The organism is Nitrosospira sp. TNL300 (assembly GCF_055385915.1).
This window is the reverse complement of record NZ_AP041005.1, coordinates 1,566,585-1,582,228: the sequence shown is the minus strand read 5'-3', so window position 1 is coordinate 1,582,228 and position 15,644 is coordinate 1,566,585. Positions and strand designations below refer to the sequence as shown.

Annotated in this window: 13 protein-coding genes; 7 read left to right on the top strand and 6 right to left on the bottom strand. The window is 52.6% G+C overall.

The window, feature by feature from the left end; translation table 11 throughout:
* Positions 1–6 precede the first annotated feature (6 nt).
* A complete protein-coding gene (glgX, locus tag ACZ5BW_RS07315) occupies positions 7–2,112 on the bottom strand; it encodes a glycogen debranching protein GlgX (RefSeq protein ID WP_464543615.1) in 2,106 nt (701 codons plus the stop codon).
* Between the two features lie 85 nt (positions 2,113–2,197).
* Here glgX and ACZ5BW_RS07310 point away from each other — a divergent pair, with 85 nt between their 5' ends.
* Positions 2,198–2,551 (top strand): hypothetical protein, encoded by a 354-nt coding sequence (locus tag ACZ5BW_RS07310; RefSeq protein WP_464543614.1) that lies wholly within the window; start codon positions 2,198–2,200, stop codon positions 2,549–2,551.
* 131 nt (positions 2,552–2,682) lie between these two features.
* Positions 2,683–2,877 (top strand): GDCCVxC domain-containing (seleno)protein, encoded by a 195-nt coding sequence (locus ACZ5BW_RS07305; RefSeq protein WP_464574216.1) that lies wholly within the window; start codon positions 2,683–2,685, stop codon positions 2,875–2,877.
* A gap of 57 nt (positions 2,878–2,934) precedes the next feature.
* On the opposite strand, the gene ahr is transcribed toward ACZ5BW_RS07305, so the two are convergent.
* The 4 genes from ahr to ACZ5BW_RS07285 all read right to left on the bottom strand — a co-directional run bounded on the left by ahr (position 2,935) and on the right by ACZ5BW_RS07285 (position 6,395).
* Positions 2,935–3,945 carry an NADPH-dependent aldehyde reductase Ahr gene (gene ahr / locus ACZ5BW_RS07300; protein WP_464543612.1) on the bottom strand — a complete coding sequence of 337 codons (1,011 nt, stop codon included), beginning with the start codon at positions 3,943–3,945 and terminating at the stop codon, positions 2,935–2,937.
* Positions 3,946–4,000: 55 nt separating this feature from the next.
* Positions 4,001–5,452: a patatin-like phospholipase family protein gene (locus ACZ5BW_RS07295; RefSeq protein ID WP_464543611.1), complete on the bottom strand. Its 1,452-nt coding sequence runs from the start codon at positions 5,450–5,452 to the stop codon at positions 4,001–4,003.
* 2 nt (positions 5,453–5,454) lie between these two features.
* Positions 5,455–5,670, bottom strand: coding sequence for a hypothetical protein (locus ACZ5BW_RS07290; protein WP_464543609.1), 216 nt, complete (start codon positions 5,668–5,670; stop codon positions 5,455–5,457).
* A gap of 146 nt (positions 5,671–5,816) precedes the next feature.
* Positions 5,817–6,395, bottom strand: a complete 579-nt coding sequence (locus tag ACZ5BW_RS07285) for a hypothetical protein (RefSeq protein WP_464543608.1) — start codon at positions 6,393–6,395, stop codon at positions 5,817–5,819.
* Between the two features lie 241 nt (positions 6,396–6,636).
* Here ACZ5BW_RS07285 and ACZ5BW_RS07280 point away from each other — a divergent pair, with 241 nt between their 5' ends.
* The 4 genes from ACZ5BW_RS07280 (at position 6,637) to ACZ5BW_RS07265 (ending at position 9,238) form a co-directional block, all read left to right on the top strand.
* Positions 6,637–7,014 carry a winged helix-turn-helix transcriptional regulator gene (locus ACZ5BW_RS07280; RefSeq protein ID WP_464574214.1) on the top strand — a complete coding sequence of 126 codons (378 nt, stop codon included), beginning with the start codon at positions 6,637–6,639 and terminating at the stop codon, positions 7,012–7,014.
* 77 nt (positions 7,015–7,091) lie between these two features.
* Complete coding sequence (locus tag ACZ5BW_RS07275) at positions 7,092–7,655, top strand: sugar O-acetyltransferase (RefSeq protein ID WP_464543605.1); 564 nt, start codon at positions 7,092–7,094, stop codon at positions 7,653–7,655.
* 107 nt (positions 7,656–7,762) lie between these two features.
* Entirely contained in the window at positions 7,763–8,200 is a 438-nt protein-coding gene (locus ACZ5BW_RS07270; RefSeq protein ID WP_464543604.1) for a DUF3293 domain-containing protein, read from the top strand.
* A gap of 111 nt (positions 8,201–8,311) precedes the next feature.
* Positions 8,312–9,238 carry a D-hexose-6-phosphate mutarotase gene (locus ACZ5BW_RS07265; RefSeq protein WP_464543603.1) on the top strand — a complete coding sequence of 309 codons (927 nt, stop codon included), beginning with the start codon at positions 8,312–8,314 and terminating at the stop codon, positions 9,236–9,238.
* Between the two features lie 200 nt (positions 9,239–9,438).
* On the opposite strand, the gene hrpA is transcribed toward ACZ5BW_RS07265, so the two are convergent.
* Positions 9,439–13,446, bottom strand: coding sequence for an ATP-dependent RNA helicase HrpA (gene hrpA / locus ACZ5BW_RS07260; RefSeq protein WP_464543602.1), 4,008 nt, complete (start codon positions 13,444–13,446; stop codon positions 9,439–9,441).
* Between the two features lie 542 nt (positions 13,447–13,988).
* Between hrpA and ACZ5BW_RS07255 the strand changes: the two genes are divergently transcribed.
* A complete protein-coding gene (locus tag ACZ5BW_RS07255) occupies positions 13,989–15,407 on the top strand; it encodes a hypothetical protein (protein WP_464543600.1) in 1,419 nt (472 codons plus the stop codon).
* Positions 15,408–15,644 lie beyond the last annotated feature (237 nt).

Genomic DNA, 15,644 nt, shown 5'->3' with positions numbered 1-15,644 from the left:
AGAGCTTCATGTCTGGCGCTGCAAAAGCACCAGTGACCGAGGCATGACTGACAGAGTCGCTCCAGCTTCGAGTCCGGGTTTATCTGCTGCATTCTCTACCCAGCCCTCGTTGGTGTCGAGTATCTTCTGCCAGCGTGGCCCCCATCGGGTCGGAGGCAGAACGAAATCGATCGGCTCAAAATGCGCATTGAAAATCAAGTAGAAGCTGTCATCCTTCACCGGCTCTCCTCGTGCATTGGGATTCGGGAAACTATCCCCGTTGAGGAAAATTCCCAGACTTTGAATCACATCGTCACCCCACAACTCCTCGCTGGCCTGTTCGCCCATATGATTGAACCACGCAATATCGTCCTGACTCCCGCCGTGGATGGGTTGACCCTGAAACCACCGTCGCCGGCGGAAGACCGGGTGATCGTGGCGGAAACGAACAAGACGCCTGGCAAATTCCTGTAAACCGGTATCCACCTTATTCCAATCCACCCAGGAAATTTCATTGTCCTGGCAGTATGCATTGTTGTTCCCCTGCTGGGTGCGACCTGATTCATCCCCCGCGAGCAACATGGGCACGCCCTGTGACAACATCAGGGTAACCAGGAAATTGCGCTGCTGCCGGGCGCGCAGCGTAAGCACTTCTGTGTCATCCGTAGGGCCCTCGACACCGCAATTCCAGGAACGGTTATCGTCCGTGCCGTCCCTGTTGTCCTCGCCATTGGCCAGATTGTGTTTTTCGTTGTAAGACACCAGATCACGCAGCGTGAAACCGTCGTGCGAGGTGACAAAATTGATGCTTGCAAAAGGATGACGCGAATTCCCCTCGTAAAGGTCTGAACTTCCGGTAAAACGGTAGCCGAATTCGCTTAGCGTGGGTTCCTGAGTGCGCCAGAAATTGCGAATAGAGTCCCGGTACTTGCCGTTCCATTCAGACCAGCCTGACGGAAATTTCCCCACCTGGTAACCGCCTTCTCCCAGGTCCCAGGGTTCCGCGATCAGCTTGATTTGGTTCGTAACAGGATCCTGCTGGATAATGTTGAAAAATGCATTAAGCATTTGCACCTCATGCAGTTCGCGTGCGAGCGCAGATGCGAGATCGAAGCGGAAACCATCGACGTGCATTTCCAGCACCCAATAGCGAAGAGAATCCATGATCAATTGCAGCACATGCGGCTGCCTCATATTAAGGCAGTTGCCTGTGCCAGTGTAATCCCTGTAGTAACGCCGATCCTCCATGAGTTGGTAATAGTAGGCGTTGTCGCTCCCCTTCAGGGATAACACTGGCCCAAGATCGTTGCCTTCCGCAGTGTGGTTGTACACCACATCGAGGATAACCTCTATGTCCGCCTGATGCAGAGCCTTGACCATTTGCTTGAATTCGGCACTTGCGGCTCCTGGACGCTTGTCCGCGGCGTAGGCGCTATGGGGGGCAAAATAGGCAATGGAGTTATAACCCCAGTAGTTGCGCAAACCCTGATCCAGAAGATGTTTGTCCTGCACAAAGTAGTGCACTGGCAGCAGCTCGACAGCCGTGACCCCAAGCTGCTTCAGATACTCGATGGAGGCGGAGTGTGCGAGACCTGCATAAGTGCCCCGCAGTTCAGGGGGTATGTCCGGATGTTGTGCCGTGAATCCCTTGACATGCAGCTCATAAATGACAGTTTCGTGCCATGGACGCTGAAGCTGGCGATCCCCTGACCAATCGAAAAACGGTTGATGAACGATGCTGCGGGGCATGAAAGGCGCGCTATCCTTGTCATTCCGTGCATCGTGGTCATCGAAAAGATAGGGGAATACAGCTTCATCCCAGGTAATGTCGCCATCGATCCCTTTTGCATAGGGATCGAGCAACAGCTTCGCGGGATTACAACGATTGCCTTGCTCCGGGGCCCATGGCCCATGCACCCGAAAACCATAACGCTGTCCAGGTTCTACCCCAGGCAGGTAGCCGTGCCAGCAGTATCCTCTCACCTCGGGCAAACCTACCCTGGTTTCGCGACCGGCTTCATCGAACAGGCACAGTTCGACGCGTTCCGCCACCTCGGAAAACAGCGAGAAATTGGTTCCCGCTCCATCGTATGTCGCCCCAAGGGGGTAGGGGGTGCCTGGCCAGATTTTCATTCGGGTACCTGCGTCAAAGTTGCGGAATGCTGCTATAACTTACAGTGCTATATCATTTTAGGAACAGCCAAAAGAGAGATAGCAAATGAAAATTCGCTTATTTTTTGTAATTCTAGCAGCCCTGGCCCTCATATCCTGTGCCCACATCGATCCCCATCCCATGGATATGACAAGCGCCATTCGGAGCGCGAAAACCAGTAAGGATCATTATGCCTTGGCCCGGCACTATCAGGCTGCGGCGGAAGCCATGCAGGCGAGGGCAAATGAGCAGAAAAGGTGCCTGACCGAATATCGGAAACACGGATATTACTATGGCAGAAAAACCATCGATGTGAAAGAACATGCCCAAGCACTCGCTCGCATCTATGAGGAAGCTGCGGAGGAAAACAGGAGGATGGCGGAGTCTCACCGTGAGATGGCGGAGGAAGCGAAGCAGTAGAAGCAGCAGTAAACTGGAGTGCATAACGCCACAATTTTTTACCACTCCCGGGAATTCTATTGACGAATAATACACCTCTTCCGGAATCGGAATTGACGTGTCCTTACTGTAAGCACGTCAAGCGAGAGATCATGCCGGTTGACGCCTGCCAGTTTTATTATGAATGCGAAGACTGCAAGGCACTGTTGCGGCCTCGTTCGGGTGATTGCTGCGTCTTTTGTTCCTTCGGGTCCATTAAATGCCCTCCGGTTCAGATGCAGGCGTGCTGTTCATTCTGCCCTGAGCCTGCCGAAGAGCTTGTTATGGATCATGCCCGAATGAAGTGACGGTTGAATTGCCGCGAAGCGGCTGATCACGCATTCGTACTTCCTGGCTGCTGCCGATTAAAAATCCGCGTCCAGGACTATGCGGTAGCGCGCCTTTCCAGCAGTCAGATGCGCAACCGCTTCATTGACCCTGCTCATGGGAAAGCGCTCTACCTGAGGCTGAATGCCGTGGCGGGCAGCAAAATCCAGCATATCCGATATCATCGCAGGCCCACCGGTCGGTGACCCTGAAACGTTCTTCTGTCCACTCAAAAGCTCGAAAGCGGGGATGGGCAGGGGCTCGAGCACTGCGCCAACGAGATGCATGCGTCCTTTCGGCTTCAGCGTCTGGAGCAGCAATGCCCAGTCAAGCGGAACATTGACGGTCACCAGCAGAAAATCGAGCGAGCGTGCTGCCGAGCGAATTTCGTTGCTGTTACGACTGGAGAGAACACGATGAGCGCCGAGTGCGCGCATTTCTTCCGCCTTTGAAGGATTGGAAGAGAAGGCCGTAACTTCGCAACCCCAGGCATTCGCAAATTGCAGCGCCAGATGACCAAGGCCGCCAATACCGACGACACCTACATGATCGGTCGGCTTTACATGGGCCGCAAGCGGCGCAAATACGGTAATCCCCCCGCAGAGTAACGGGCCTGCGGAGGAACTTTCAAGCTTCTCAGATATAGGAATGGCCCACGCCCAGTGCGCTCGCACTCTGTCGGCAAACCCCCCATAATGCCCGATGATTGTCGCGGTGGCTTTTGCACAAAGGTTGTGATCGCCGGTCATGCATTCATGGCAGTGCATACAGCTGCCTGCATTCCAGCCAACCCCTACCCGCTGCCCGATTTGCAATCCCTTTGCCTGTTTCCCCATCGCGACAATCCGACCGATGGCTTCGTGGCCAGGAATAACGGGATACTGCGTGATACCCCAGTCATTATTCAGTATTGAAAGGTCGGAATGACAAAGACCGCAATGCTCCACCGCAATTTCCACTTCCTCCGGCGCGAGAGGCCCGGCGTCATAGGTGAATGATTCGAGTTTCTGCTTGGGGCCGTGCGCGGCGAATCCGAGAATCTTCGTCATGTTCTTTCCTTTTCTTTTTTGGTAAGCTACGGTGTGATCCCATGGAATTTTTCCATCAGCAACGCTGTCCCGCAAGGGCGGCACATCCATGCAACGCTTCCATCAGTCTTTTGAACTCGGGATCTTCGTTGAGTATTTGTTGCCCGACCACCCGTAGTTTATCTACCGTTTCTCGGGGCAATTCCAGAGTGGTAGGAAGATTTTTGAACCAGTTTCGCTCGTCGGCGGCTTCGATGTATTCAAACGCCACCTCGATCGGAAAGAATTCAATCTGGTGCGGTACGGGAATATCCAACTCGCACCGCGGACCTTTGTTGGCAGCCAACTCCTTGCATCCGGATACCAGTCGCATCGATTCGTTGAACTCGTTTACCGTCTGCCGCAACAATTCAAGGGTATCGAATGAATAATTGCCCAATGGAACCACAGCCGCGGCAGTCAGGGTATCAACGAGCCCGGGAACCTCTGGAATCCGATCCCGGCTTGTGGCGGGGTTTGTGCCGGCATTCACCACGATTACCACCAGTTTATCCACTTTCTTCTGGTTTATCAGGCGAAGCACGCTCCAGGAGTTATTTAAACTGTTAATCGCCGTGAGCGGCTCCCGCAACCCGATATTGTCTGCCACGCCGCCGTCGGTCAGGTGGATGTATTTACGCGGGTTGTGTTCGATATCGGTATACGAAAGCCTGTTTTCCGCACGCGCCGCTCGACGTATATTGATGCGCGACTTATGATCCTGAGCGGCAAGATTCACCCATTCAGGCTGATGGTAGCCGCATTTGCCCGCATAGTTTTGAAAAGTGAGAGGCGTAAGTCCTCCCGGATACGCCGAGGATGCCGCTGCTGCCCGTCCCAGTGAAATTCCTGATAGGTCTGAGCATAAAAGGTCAAACTGGTCTTGAGTAAAGGGAAATTGCGTTCCCGTCGTCATATCCGTGGCATTCAGGATCACGAAAGGTCGTCGCCCCCGGGCAATTACTTCCGCATAGGTGCCTGTTCCAAATACCTCCTGGTCATAAAACTCCGCAGCCAGGTCACTGCGCCCGAAGCTCGCTCCGCCGAGCTTCAATAGCCCCGCTGGAGTCAGCGTCGCGTCAATCAATTCGGATTGGATGGGTCTGTAGAGAAAGCGATTCGGGAATTCGTCAAAAATCCGCAATCCATACAGGGCGTAATAGGCGGCAGGAAAACTTCCCCCGGATATCGATGAAATTACATCAACTTCCTCCAGCAACGATATTCTCCGGTTTTCCCATTGGATCTGGGTGTCGCGGAGAGCTTCCAGCACTCCATAAGATAACGCCGCTGCCCGGGTACCGCCGCCCGAGAAAACCAGAATGACAAACAGTTTATCACTATTGCTTCCTTGCTCCAGTTTTTCGAAACGGTAACCTGAGGAGGGATCGTACCTGGCCAAGGGAGGATTTACCTGAAAGGAGCCACATCCGACCAGCAACAGGGCTCCAGCAAGGGCAGCCATGCATGTGCGAAGTCGGATACTCATACCTACCATTTCTTGATAAAGGCAATTTTCATGGGAAGCAGAACATTGGTTCCCTTAACCATGACTTCGCAAAAGACGGGGTCACAGTCCTCCGGAGGGCCCAGAGTAAATTTGTGCGTGCCTGCATCCATCTGGAGGACTTCATTGGTATAGCCGGTCAGATCGCCGTCGACATATACCTGCCTCCGAGTTGGATAGCTAACTATTACGAACTCCACACGACTTATTCCTTTCAAGTGGATTGGAGTTATGCGGAAATTCAGACCCTCAGGAGTACCTTTATTAACGTATCGAGGAATAAGGAATGTGCAGCAACCAGACCCTTATCGCTAAGCCTTACTTAATTGGCTAAACCTCTGAGTGCCTATGACTCGCGAGAAGATATCCATTGTTTCACCCGCTTGGACTGGATGATCTTGTAACCAAGCAGGGTCAGCAGCAGAGCGGCTATCATTGGGCCGACCGCGGCACGAAAAGTTTTTGCGTAATTTATCATTTCTACGCGCAACGGATATTCGTAGCGCACGGGAGGCACTGCCTCACCGGTTATGAAAACCGTATACTCTCCCTTGTCCAGGGCGGTTTCCCCCTTGATCACTCCATCAGGGTGATAGCTCGGCCTGACATAAGATACCGTTTCATCTTCTGTTTCATTGCTTCCTCTTACAATTCGCATCCCGATGGGGATATCCCGTAATGCGGGATCCACGAGGTCAACCACCAGAAACGTGTTTCCCCCTTTGGGAATTTCGGTGCAGTATTGATCTGCAGGCTCATACTGCGGCTGATAGGCACTTAAATGAACCATGCTGCTGTCGCCAAGCCGTCGCATGCAGCTATCTTCCTCCATCGAGACTTTTCCATGAGCGGTCGCCAAACCGCTGTATAACGTTGCTACCAGGACAAGAATCGATGTACCGGCTTGTATCGCTTGCTTCATCATCTACTCCTCTTGATTTGTATTTGCTTGCCGCTGCCTTTCAGCCTCATATCGTCCATCCAGAAAGGCATAACCTTCGCTGGACAAGCTATAACGCGCTATCTGATCCAGATGAGAAATAAAGTCGTTCCGAGGAAAAAAATTGTATTGGCAATCACCAGATAGAGTCTCAATTCTCGTATTTGGTTGCATATTGAAAGTATAATAAATGAATCGTATCGGAAAAATCAAACATAATGTGAGCATGATTAAAGACCAGAACAAGCGTTCTTCCTGTCCCGTTAGCTGCGCACTGGATATCCTGGGTGACAAATGGACTTTGCTTGTTATTCGCGACATACTGTTCAAGGACAAGCAGCATTTCCGGGATTTTCTCGCTTCACCCGAAAAAATTGCATCCAATATTCTTTCAGATCGTCTGAAAAAGCTGGAGGAGTGCAATATCATTTCAAGGCAGCGCGATCCTCTTAATGCAAGAAGGGTCATTTATACGCTCACGGAAAAAGGAAGGGATTTGTCCCCGGCTCTTCATGCGCTCATACACTGGGGCGCCAAGTATGACCCCGAGAGTAATAAACAGCCATGCTCGCTGGAGCATACCGGGAGAATGTCTGAAACCTGACTGGAGTGGCAGCGCCGGGCGTTTCCTCGGGAAAGCTTTCTTTCTGAAGCTTCTTCAAATGCTATTAAATAGATGGCATGATTGATAAGACCGAAAAGCAGAAAATGCTGAATGGAGAACTATATCGCTCCAGCGATCGACTGCTGGTCGAGGAAAGAAAGCGTGCCAAAAGATTAGCGAAGGCTTTCAATGACAGCCTTCCGGACGAGACTGAAAAACGATCTGCAATTTTGAGGGAACTGCTCGGAACATCGGGGTCAAACCTCCATATCGAGCCGCCGTTTTATTGCGACTACGGTTACAACCTCGTGGTAGGGGATAACTTCTACGCCAACTTCAATTGCATCGTGCTGGATTGCGCGCAAGTCATCATGGGGCATAACGTCTTTCTGGGCCCGGCGGTGCAGATCTATACTGCAACCCACCCCCTTGCAGCGGAGGACCGTGATACCGGCCTGGAAGCCGCTAAACCCATTACGGTGGAAGACAGCGTCTGGATTGGCGGTGGGGCAGTCATCAATCCAGGCGTCACGATCGGACGGGGCACGACTATCGGGCCGGGTAGCATTGTTACCAGAGACATTCCCGCAAACGTTTTCGCTGCAGGAAATCCTTGCAGGGTGATACGTCACCTTTCATAGGAAAAACTCTCCCCGCACAGTTGCAACTTACCCTGACTACCCGTGTCAATGGGTAAATGTAGCACTCATAAAATGCTTGGGAATGGAAAGCTTGGCCGGAGATACCATTGCCATACACTGAAATCCCTGATGATCTCATTTATGCCTATCGCTCGGCTTACTATCGGGCGGGCTTAGGCCATGAGGCAATAACGTTGCATGTGGACCAGTATTCCGAGCCCCTGGCAAGGCTCTTAGCAGCATCTGGCCATCGTTGTGCGGCATTCATCACCGCCTGCAACCCCTTTGGTGCGGCGGAAAGTCATGAAGTGAACATGAAGGCATGTCTGGATCTCCGGAAGAGCCTCGATCGGTATGTTGCCAGGCAGAGCCAGATTATCGAAGGCGAAGGCATCGATCCTGCCGGAGCGTGGTCGTCGGAAAAAAGCTTTCTCGTGCTTGGACTGAATCTGGAGACAACAAAGGCGCTTGGAAAGGAATTCGGGCAAAACGCGGTTGTCTGGATGGAGGCGGAAGCAATTCCAAGGCTCGTTCTGCTTCGCTGATCGGCCTGCGTCAGCAGGTCGATCAGCATAAACAGCTGTTGATGACAAAATGTTCAGGTGCCATTATGATCCTCTTCTACGAGGCATCTCCAGAAGCGAATAAGGAATGAAATGAATATAGAAGAGTTGAATAAAAACCACGGGATCGAGGGGCAGGCCAAATTCATGGAGGGGGCAGGGGGATTCCCCTTTATCATGGTCGATAATGCCAAGGGTAGCGCAGTGATCTCTGTTTATGGGGGGCAGGTATTGTCTTTTCAGCCTGCAAATGAGCAGAACCTGATGTTCCTGAGCGAAGCTGCATATTATGAAGCAGGTAAAGGTATCAAGGGCGGCGCTCCCATCTGCTGGCCCTGGTTCGGCCCGGATCCGGAACAGCAAGGGCGTCCTGTACATGGTTTTGTGCGCAACCGGCTCTGGAACGTCATTAAAACGGAGGCGACTGGAAATGGCGATAGCAAGGTGACGCTCGGTTTGACCGACACAGCCGAAACAAGGGCTATCTGGCCGCATTCGTTCGATCTGGATCTCGAAGTCACAGTGGGAGAATCCCTGAATCTTGAGTTGATCACGCGAAATAAAGATACCGTGCCTTTTTCAATCACGCAGGCGCTGCATACCTACTTCAGGGTCGGGCATATCGATCAGGTTACCATTCTCGGTCTCGAGGGGGTCGCGTATCTCGATAAAGTCGACAATTACGCTCAAAAAACCCAGGCAGGTGCAATAACGATCAATTCCGAAGTCGATCGCATTTACCAGAATGTGCAGAAAGAATTGGTGATCGACGATATTGCTTATGATCGCCGGATTCGCATTCGAGCGAGCGACAGCAGGACTGCTGTCGTATGGAACCCCTGGGCGAAAATTTCTGCACAGATGGGCGACCTGAAGGATGACGACTACGAACGCTTTGTTTGCGTTGAAACCGCGAATGCTGGGTCAGAAGTGGTGGAAATTGCTCCCGGCAGCGAATACAGAGTAGCCGCAAACTACCTGATAGAGCGATATATTCCCGAGCTGAAACCGGCTGCTTAATTGAGCACTGCTTTGTGTACGCGTCGAGGAGAGAGCTCTAACCCGTCAAATATCCGTCAAACTGCTAAAGGCTATAAACCGAGCCGTAACCTATCAGTAGGCCGGCTCCGCCCGACCTACAATTGTCATTGCCATATTATGTTTTTGTCATTCCTGCGAAAGCAGGAATCTACCAGCGGTGCGCAGAGCTTCATCCTGCCTCACATACTGACTTCCTCCCATAATTTCTGCAGTCGTTTGACCGAAACAGGGTAGGGCGTTTTCAATTCCTGGGCAAACAGCGAAATACGGAGCTCCTCGATCTGCCAGCGGAACCCAACGAGCTTGGGATCATCGGTTCCCCCCTTGCGATGTTTTTCAAGGCGCTGTTCATACCGGTTCCATAATCCGGCAATGGCAGCAGCGTGACGCGCGTCGCGCTCAGGATTGGCGCCATACTTATCCAGGCGGAGGATCATGCCTTTCAGGTAGCGCGGTAAATGCTGCAAGCATTCCCAAGGGGTGGCGCTCAAAAATCCCGGATAAATGAGGTTGCGGAGTTGGATCATCAAGTCCGCTCCCGGATTACCAGCGTTACCGCCACCTGCTGCGCCGGTTTTTTGCATGCCAACCTTACCCGTTCCTCCGATTGAAGAAACCCTGGCCATCAACGACTGGTACTCGTCCGCAACGCTTTGCACGATGCGAACCAGACCCTCAGCCACGGCAGGCAGTCGCGCGCGAGCACGCTGGCGCTGGGCGACAAATTCCTTTTCACTGCGGGGCAGCGCATCATCCGCAATAAAGGCGCGATCTGCAACCGCATTCAATATATCTTCCTTGAGCAGATCAGGCTTGATGAGCGTATGCAGTTGAAAAGCCGCCTGCGCCAGGTATCTGCCCTTTCCACCCTTTCCCCCCTTTGTCCCCTGTCCTGACAGATCTTTTTCCAGCTGCTTCATTTGCTCCTTCAGATCGAAGCGCAGCAATTGACGCACGCCGCTACGCATGCTGGTCTCTGCCGTTTCCCGCGTGTCGAACAGGCGAATCGATACTTTTCCATCCCGTTCGGCGAGAGCAGGAAAGCCGGTCATGCTCTTTCCTGCGCGGTTGAAGGTAATTTCTTGCGGCAGATCGCCAAAATCCCAGTGTTTTACATCATCGCGTTCAAGAGGATTATGCTCGCCTGCCTCGGAACGGGAGAATGTCAATTGTGCTGCCTGTCCGAGTTGTGCTTTCAGTTGTCCGAGGTCACGGCTCATTGCCAACTCTTGCCCCGCATCGTCCACAATTCTGTAGTTCATCATCAGATGCAGAGGCGGTTTTTCGTCCCGCCAGACATCCGGCGGGACGGTAATGCCAGTCCTGGTCCGGATAAACCGGGCCAGTGTCTCGGCCAGGGGCAAGGGGAGGGGTGCAGGCGGCGAAGTTGCTGCTGCATGTTCTGCGCTTTCCAGGAACTGCGTTACAAACTCCGGGACGGGTACAACGTAGCGGCGTATCTGTTTGGGAAGCGCTCGCAGGTACCAGGTTATTTTTTCACGAATCAGTCCCGGGACGAGGTTGTCGAATTGCGCCGCATCCAGCTTGTTCAGCAGCGGCAACGGTACGGTAATGGTGACCCCGTCCAACACGTGTCCAGGATCGAAGCGATAGGTGAGCGACAGGTGGAAGCCGTCTACGAGCAGGGTATCGGGAAACCGCTCTTCCGTTACGCTCTGCGCGGTATGGCGCATCAGGTATTCTTTGGTAATGTAGAGCAGGCGGGGATTGTCACGCTCAGCCTGTCTGTGCCATTTCTCGAAAGCTGCGCCGTTGCTGATCCCCTGGGGGATCAATCCATCGTAAAACGCGAAAATTTCCTGTTCATCCACCAGCACATCCGGCCGGCGGGTTTTATGTTCGAGAGCGGCAACATTGGCGATAAGCTCGCGATTGTGCTCAAAAAATGGGGCCTGGGTAATGTATTCCCCTGCTACGAGGGCCGAGCGTATGAAAATCTCGCGTGCTTCTCTCGGGTTGATATTGCCGTAGTAGACACGCCGCTTCGGTATTACTGTCAATCCATACAGGGTCACCCGCTCGAATGCCGATACCTGCGCTGATTTCTTCTCCCAGTGCGGGTCGAAATAGTGCTTCTTGCAAAGCTTTCCACCGATCCTTTCCACCCAGGCAGGATCGATTTTCGCTACACCTCGACCATAAAGCCGGGTGGTTTCCGTCAGCTCTGCAGCGACGATCCATTTGGGTTTAGCCTTTTTCAGCACGGAACCTGGGAAAATCGAAAACTTGACGCCGCGCGCTCCGAGGTATTCGTTATCCTCGTCGATCTTGAAGCCGATATTGCCGAGCAACCCCGCGAGAAGCGCCCGATGCATTTCATCGTAGTTCGCCGGTATCTCGTTGGGTTTCAATCCTGTTTCCACTACCAACGTATGCAATTGACCATGGATCTCACGCCATTCGCGCATTCTGCGATGCGACAAAAAGTTTTCCTGGCATTGCTCGATCAACTTCCGGTTGGATTTTTTATGCTTGATCAGGTCATCAAAAAAATCCCACAGCTTCAGATAACTCAGAAAATCGGAGTGCTCGTCCTGGAAGCTCTGGTGGGCCCGGTCTGCGGCTTCCTGCCGTTCGAATGGACGGTCTCGCGGGTCCTGCACGCTCAGGGCAGAGGCGATGATAAGCACCTCGCTCAGGCAGTTTTCCTCCTTCGCCGCCAGGATCATGCGGGCGATCCTGGGATCGATGGGAAACCTGGCCAACCGCCAGCCGATGCTGGTAAGGGCGTTGTTGTCATCCACCGCGCCGAGCTCAGTCAGTAATTGATAGCCGTCCACAACCATGCGTGGCAGGGGCGGTTCGAGGAAAGGAAAATTCTCGATTGACCCAATTTTGAGAGATTTCATGCGTAAAATCACGGCGGCCAGCGAAGAGCGCAGGATTTCCGGATCGGTGAATTCCGGGCGGGCGAGGTAATCCTGTTCGGAATAAAGTCGGAAACAGATACCGCTCATCACCCGGCCGCAACGCCCTGCGCGCTGGTTAGCGGAGGCGCGTGAAATTTTCTCCACCTGCAACTGTTCCACCTTGTTGCGATAGCTGTAGCGCTTGATGCGTGCCACCCCCGTATCGATCACGTAGCGAATGCCCGGGACGGTCAGCGAGGTCTCGGCCACATTGGTGGCCAGCACGATGCGCCGCAGACTGCTGCCATCAGACTTGAAAACCCGTTCCTGATCGGCATAGGACTGGCGCGCGAACAATGGCAGAATTTCGGCACCAGCGCGGCCCGTGCCAGGACCACCAAAAGCATGCTTGCGCAGCGCCTCGGCCGTATCGCGGATTTCCCGCTCGCCGGGCAGGAACACCAGTACATCACCCGGCCCACGGCGATTGATTTCATCCATCGCATCAAGGATAGCCTGCTCCATGTCGCCCTCATCCCCGTCTCTATCCTTCTGTCTATCCTTTTGTTTATCCTTCTGCCTGTCCTTATCTTTATCCCTGGTCTTGTTCCTGGCTTTATCTTCATTCCGATCTTCCTCGGTAGCGGAAGCAGCGCGAGCCGGGGCCTCGATGGGTCGATAACATACTTCCACCGGATACATGCGGCCGGATACTTCAATCACAGGCGCACTATCGAAATGCGCGGAGAATCGCTCGGCATTGATGGTTGCGGAAGTAACGATCAGCTTGAGATCCGGCCGGCGCGGCAGCAGTTGCTTGAGATATCCGAGCAGGAAATCAATGTTCAGGCTGCGTTCGTGCGCCTCATCAATGATGATCGTGTCGTAGGCAAGAAGATTCGGATCGCCCTGGGTCTCCGCCAGCAGAATGCCGTCCGTCATGAGCTTGACATACGTTTCCGGGCTCACCTTGTCCGAAAAGCGCACCTTGTACCCTACTGCATGCCCCAAGGGACTCTTCAGTTCCGAAGCGATTCGTGCCGCAACGGTCCGTGCCGCGATGCGGCGAGGCTGCGTGTGCCCGATCATTGCATGCACGCCCCGCTCGAGTTCAAGGCAGATTTTCGGCAATTGCGTGGTCTTGCCCGAACCGGTTTCACCGCTGACGATCACTACCTGGTTTTCCCGAATCGCCTGTGCAATCTCCTGTCGCAGAGCTACTACAGGGAGGTCTTCGGGGTAAGCCGGCCTCGGCAGGTTAGCCAGACGCCATTCAAAATTCCTGCTCTTGGCGCTAACGATAGGAGAATTTTTCATAATCTTTCAATAGATCAATCTATCTTCCTGATAGATTTTCATAGGAGGAGTGCAGCAAAGCGTAACCCATCAGCGCGAGGGGGCAATCCATCAATAACGACGGTCATGGCTGATTGCCCTCATTTCATCCACAAATACTACGAATACCGGTAAGACATGTACATGTATAAGCTCCAGTTTTGGATGCACAAGCAACAAAAAGCTTGATTTCTTATGCCCATCAGCTATGTTTAATGGTGGGAAGACTAGTCATTTGATGCGAGAGCATAACCAGCCGCTATGCTTGTTGCAGCAACAGAAGATATTCGGGGCCTTGGATACATAAACTGCTGTACACTGTACTGAACCAGTTTTTACATTGGGCTCTAATAACAATGGCTTGTGAAGAGGTCTTCCATGCCTGGAAATCGTTTCCAGTTAAGTCGCAAAGAACGTCAGAAAGATGCTGCATATGAGTTCTCCCTCCCTTTGCTGCTTTCCTCGAATGGGCTGAACAAGTATTAAAAAAATAACCGATAGCGGACATAGAAACCGACCCAACCATGCGAGCTACCATCCAGTTCAGTCAGCCAGACAAGAAATTCGACATTCTACAAAAGCTGTTCAGCTTCGTTAAAGGTTTCAAAAATCTGCGCCAGCACATTCTGGAGCAGGGCATATTGCTGGAAAGGTTGAATTCAGGCGAAATAGAGAATGTGCAGCGAGCGCTTGCAGGTATGAATTACCTGGAACCCAGGGTCATAGATAACTCGGTGCGTATTTTCGTCACCGACGGGGAACTTCGCGCGCTGTTCGACCTGATGATACCTGTTTCCCGCAAACAGAATGATTTTTCCCGAATCTTGTGGGAACGTGGTTTTACGATTGAAGAACTATCGCAGGATCAGGCGGAAAACCTGAAGAACCAGCTTTCGGCCATCGCCACCGTGACCATCGGTCCGGATGTCCCACGGACCAGGATTTATACTGTTAGCGGGCAGATTTTCCAGGAAGATGGGGCTCCGCTGCGCGCAAGCGGCTTTACCGTTTGCGCATTCGATGCTCTCTCGGGGAATACATTTGTACGGTGTGGCGCAATAGGCGCGGTTCAGGACGATGGATTCTATCGTATCGACTATGCCTGGCGTTCGAATGGACGAAAAGGTCCTGATCTGCTTGTGCAGGTACTCGATCCGGGGGGCGGCATTGTAGCTGAAGCAAGGAAGAATCCAGCTGCGATTCAGGAGTTCCTTGATATCACAGTTAAAACGCTTTGCATCGTTCGGGGCACAATTCGCCAAGTGGATGGCTTCCCACTTCCTCATCTCCTCGTCCGTGCATTTGATCGGGACATGCGATCAGAGACATTGCTGGGCCAGGAAATCACGGATGCGGAAGGAAGCTATCAGATTACATATAGCACAAACAAGCTCCGGATGAAGGACAAAGCGGATCTGATCGTGCGCGTTTTCGAACCGTCCGATAGCGAAGGCAAAGAAACAGGAGACGAGATCGGATTTTCAGAAATCATATTCAATGCTCCACTACAGCAAGTGGTCGATCTGGAGGTCGAATCGGGAAAATTCCGGGGACCATCCGAGTATGAGCGATATATTGCTGCGCTGAAGCTGCTTATTGATGGTGAGCCTGTTCACCAATTGACCGATAAGGATTTAAGTTTCCTCGAAGGTAAAACAGGCATTCCGCTGGAGCACCTGAATTATCTTCGGCTGGATGACCAGTGGTGTTTTCATTACGCCATGGAACCGGCTGTGGTCTATAGTCTCTTACGTCAGGGACTGCCCGCCGACCTGCACCACCTGTTGACCGAAAAACCAACCCGTCTACAAGAGGCGCTCAAGGCATCCCTGGCGCACAACATCGCGCCAGCGACTCTTGCGGATAAAGTTGATCAGGCTATAAAGCCACTTCTTTCCCTTGCTGATTCGATGGTCTTTGAGCTTGAAAGAAGGGCAAAGTAAGCAACTCTCATAAACAGCGGCCTGTTTAACCAGATTCCATCCAGCCGAAATCAATATCGCGTTCCATGCGGCAGGAATCTCCTTCTCCAGCATTTTCGCGACCAGGGTCTATAGTTAGATTGTCTGTATAAGGATATCCGGATATCTGCTTCAGCGGAATCTGCTAAATCTGCTTGCAAAAAGCTGTGTGAAAAGGCTGTGTGCCATGACCCTTCGCGTTCGCACTAAACGGATTTT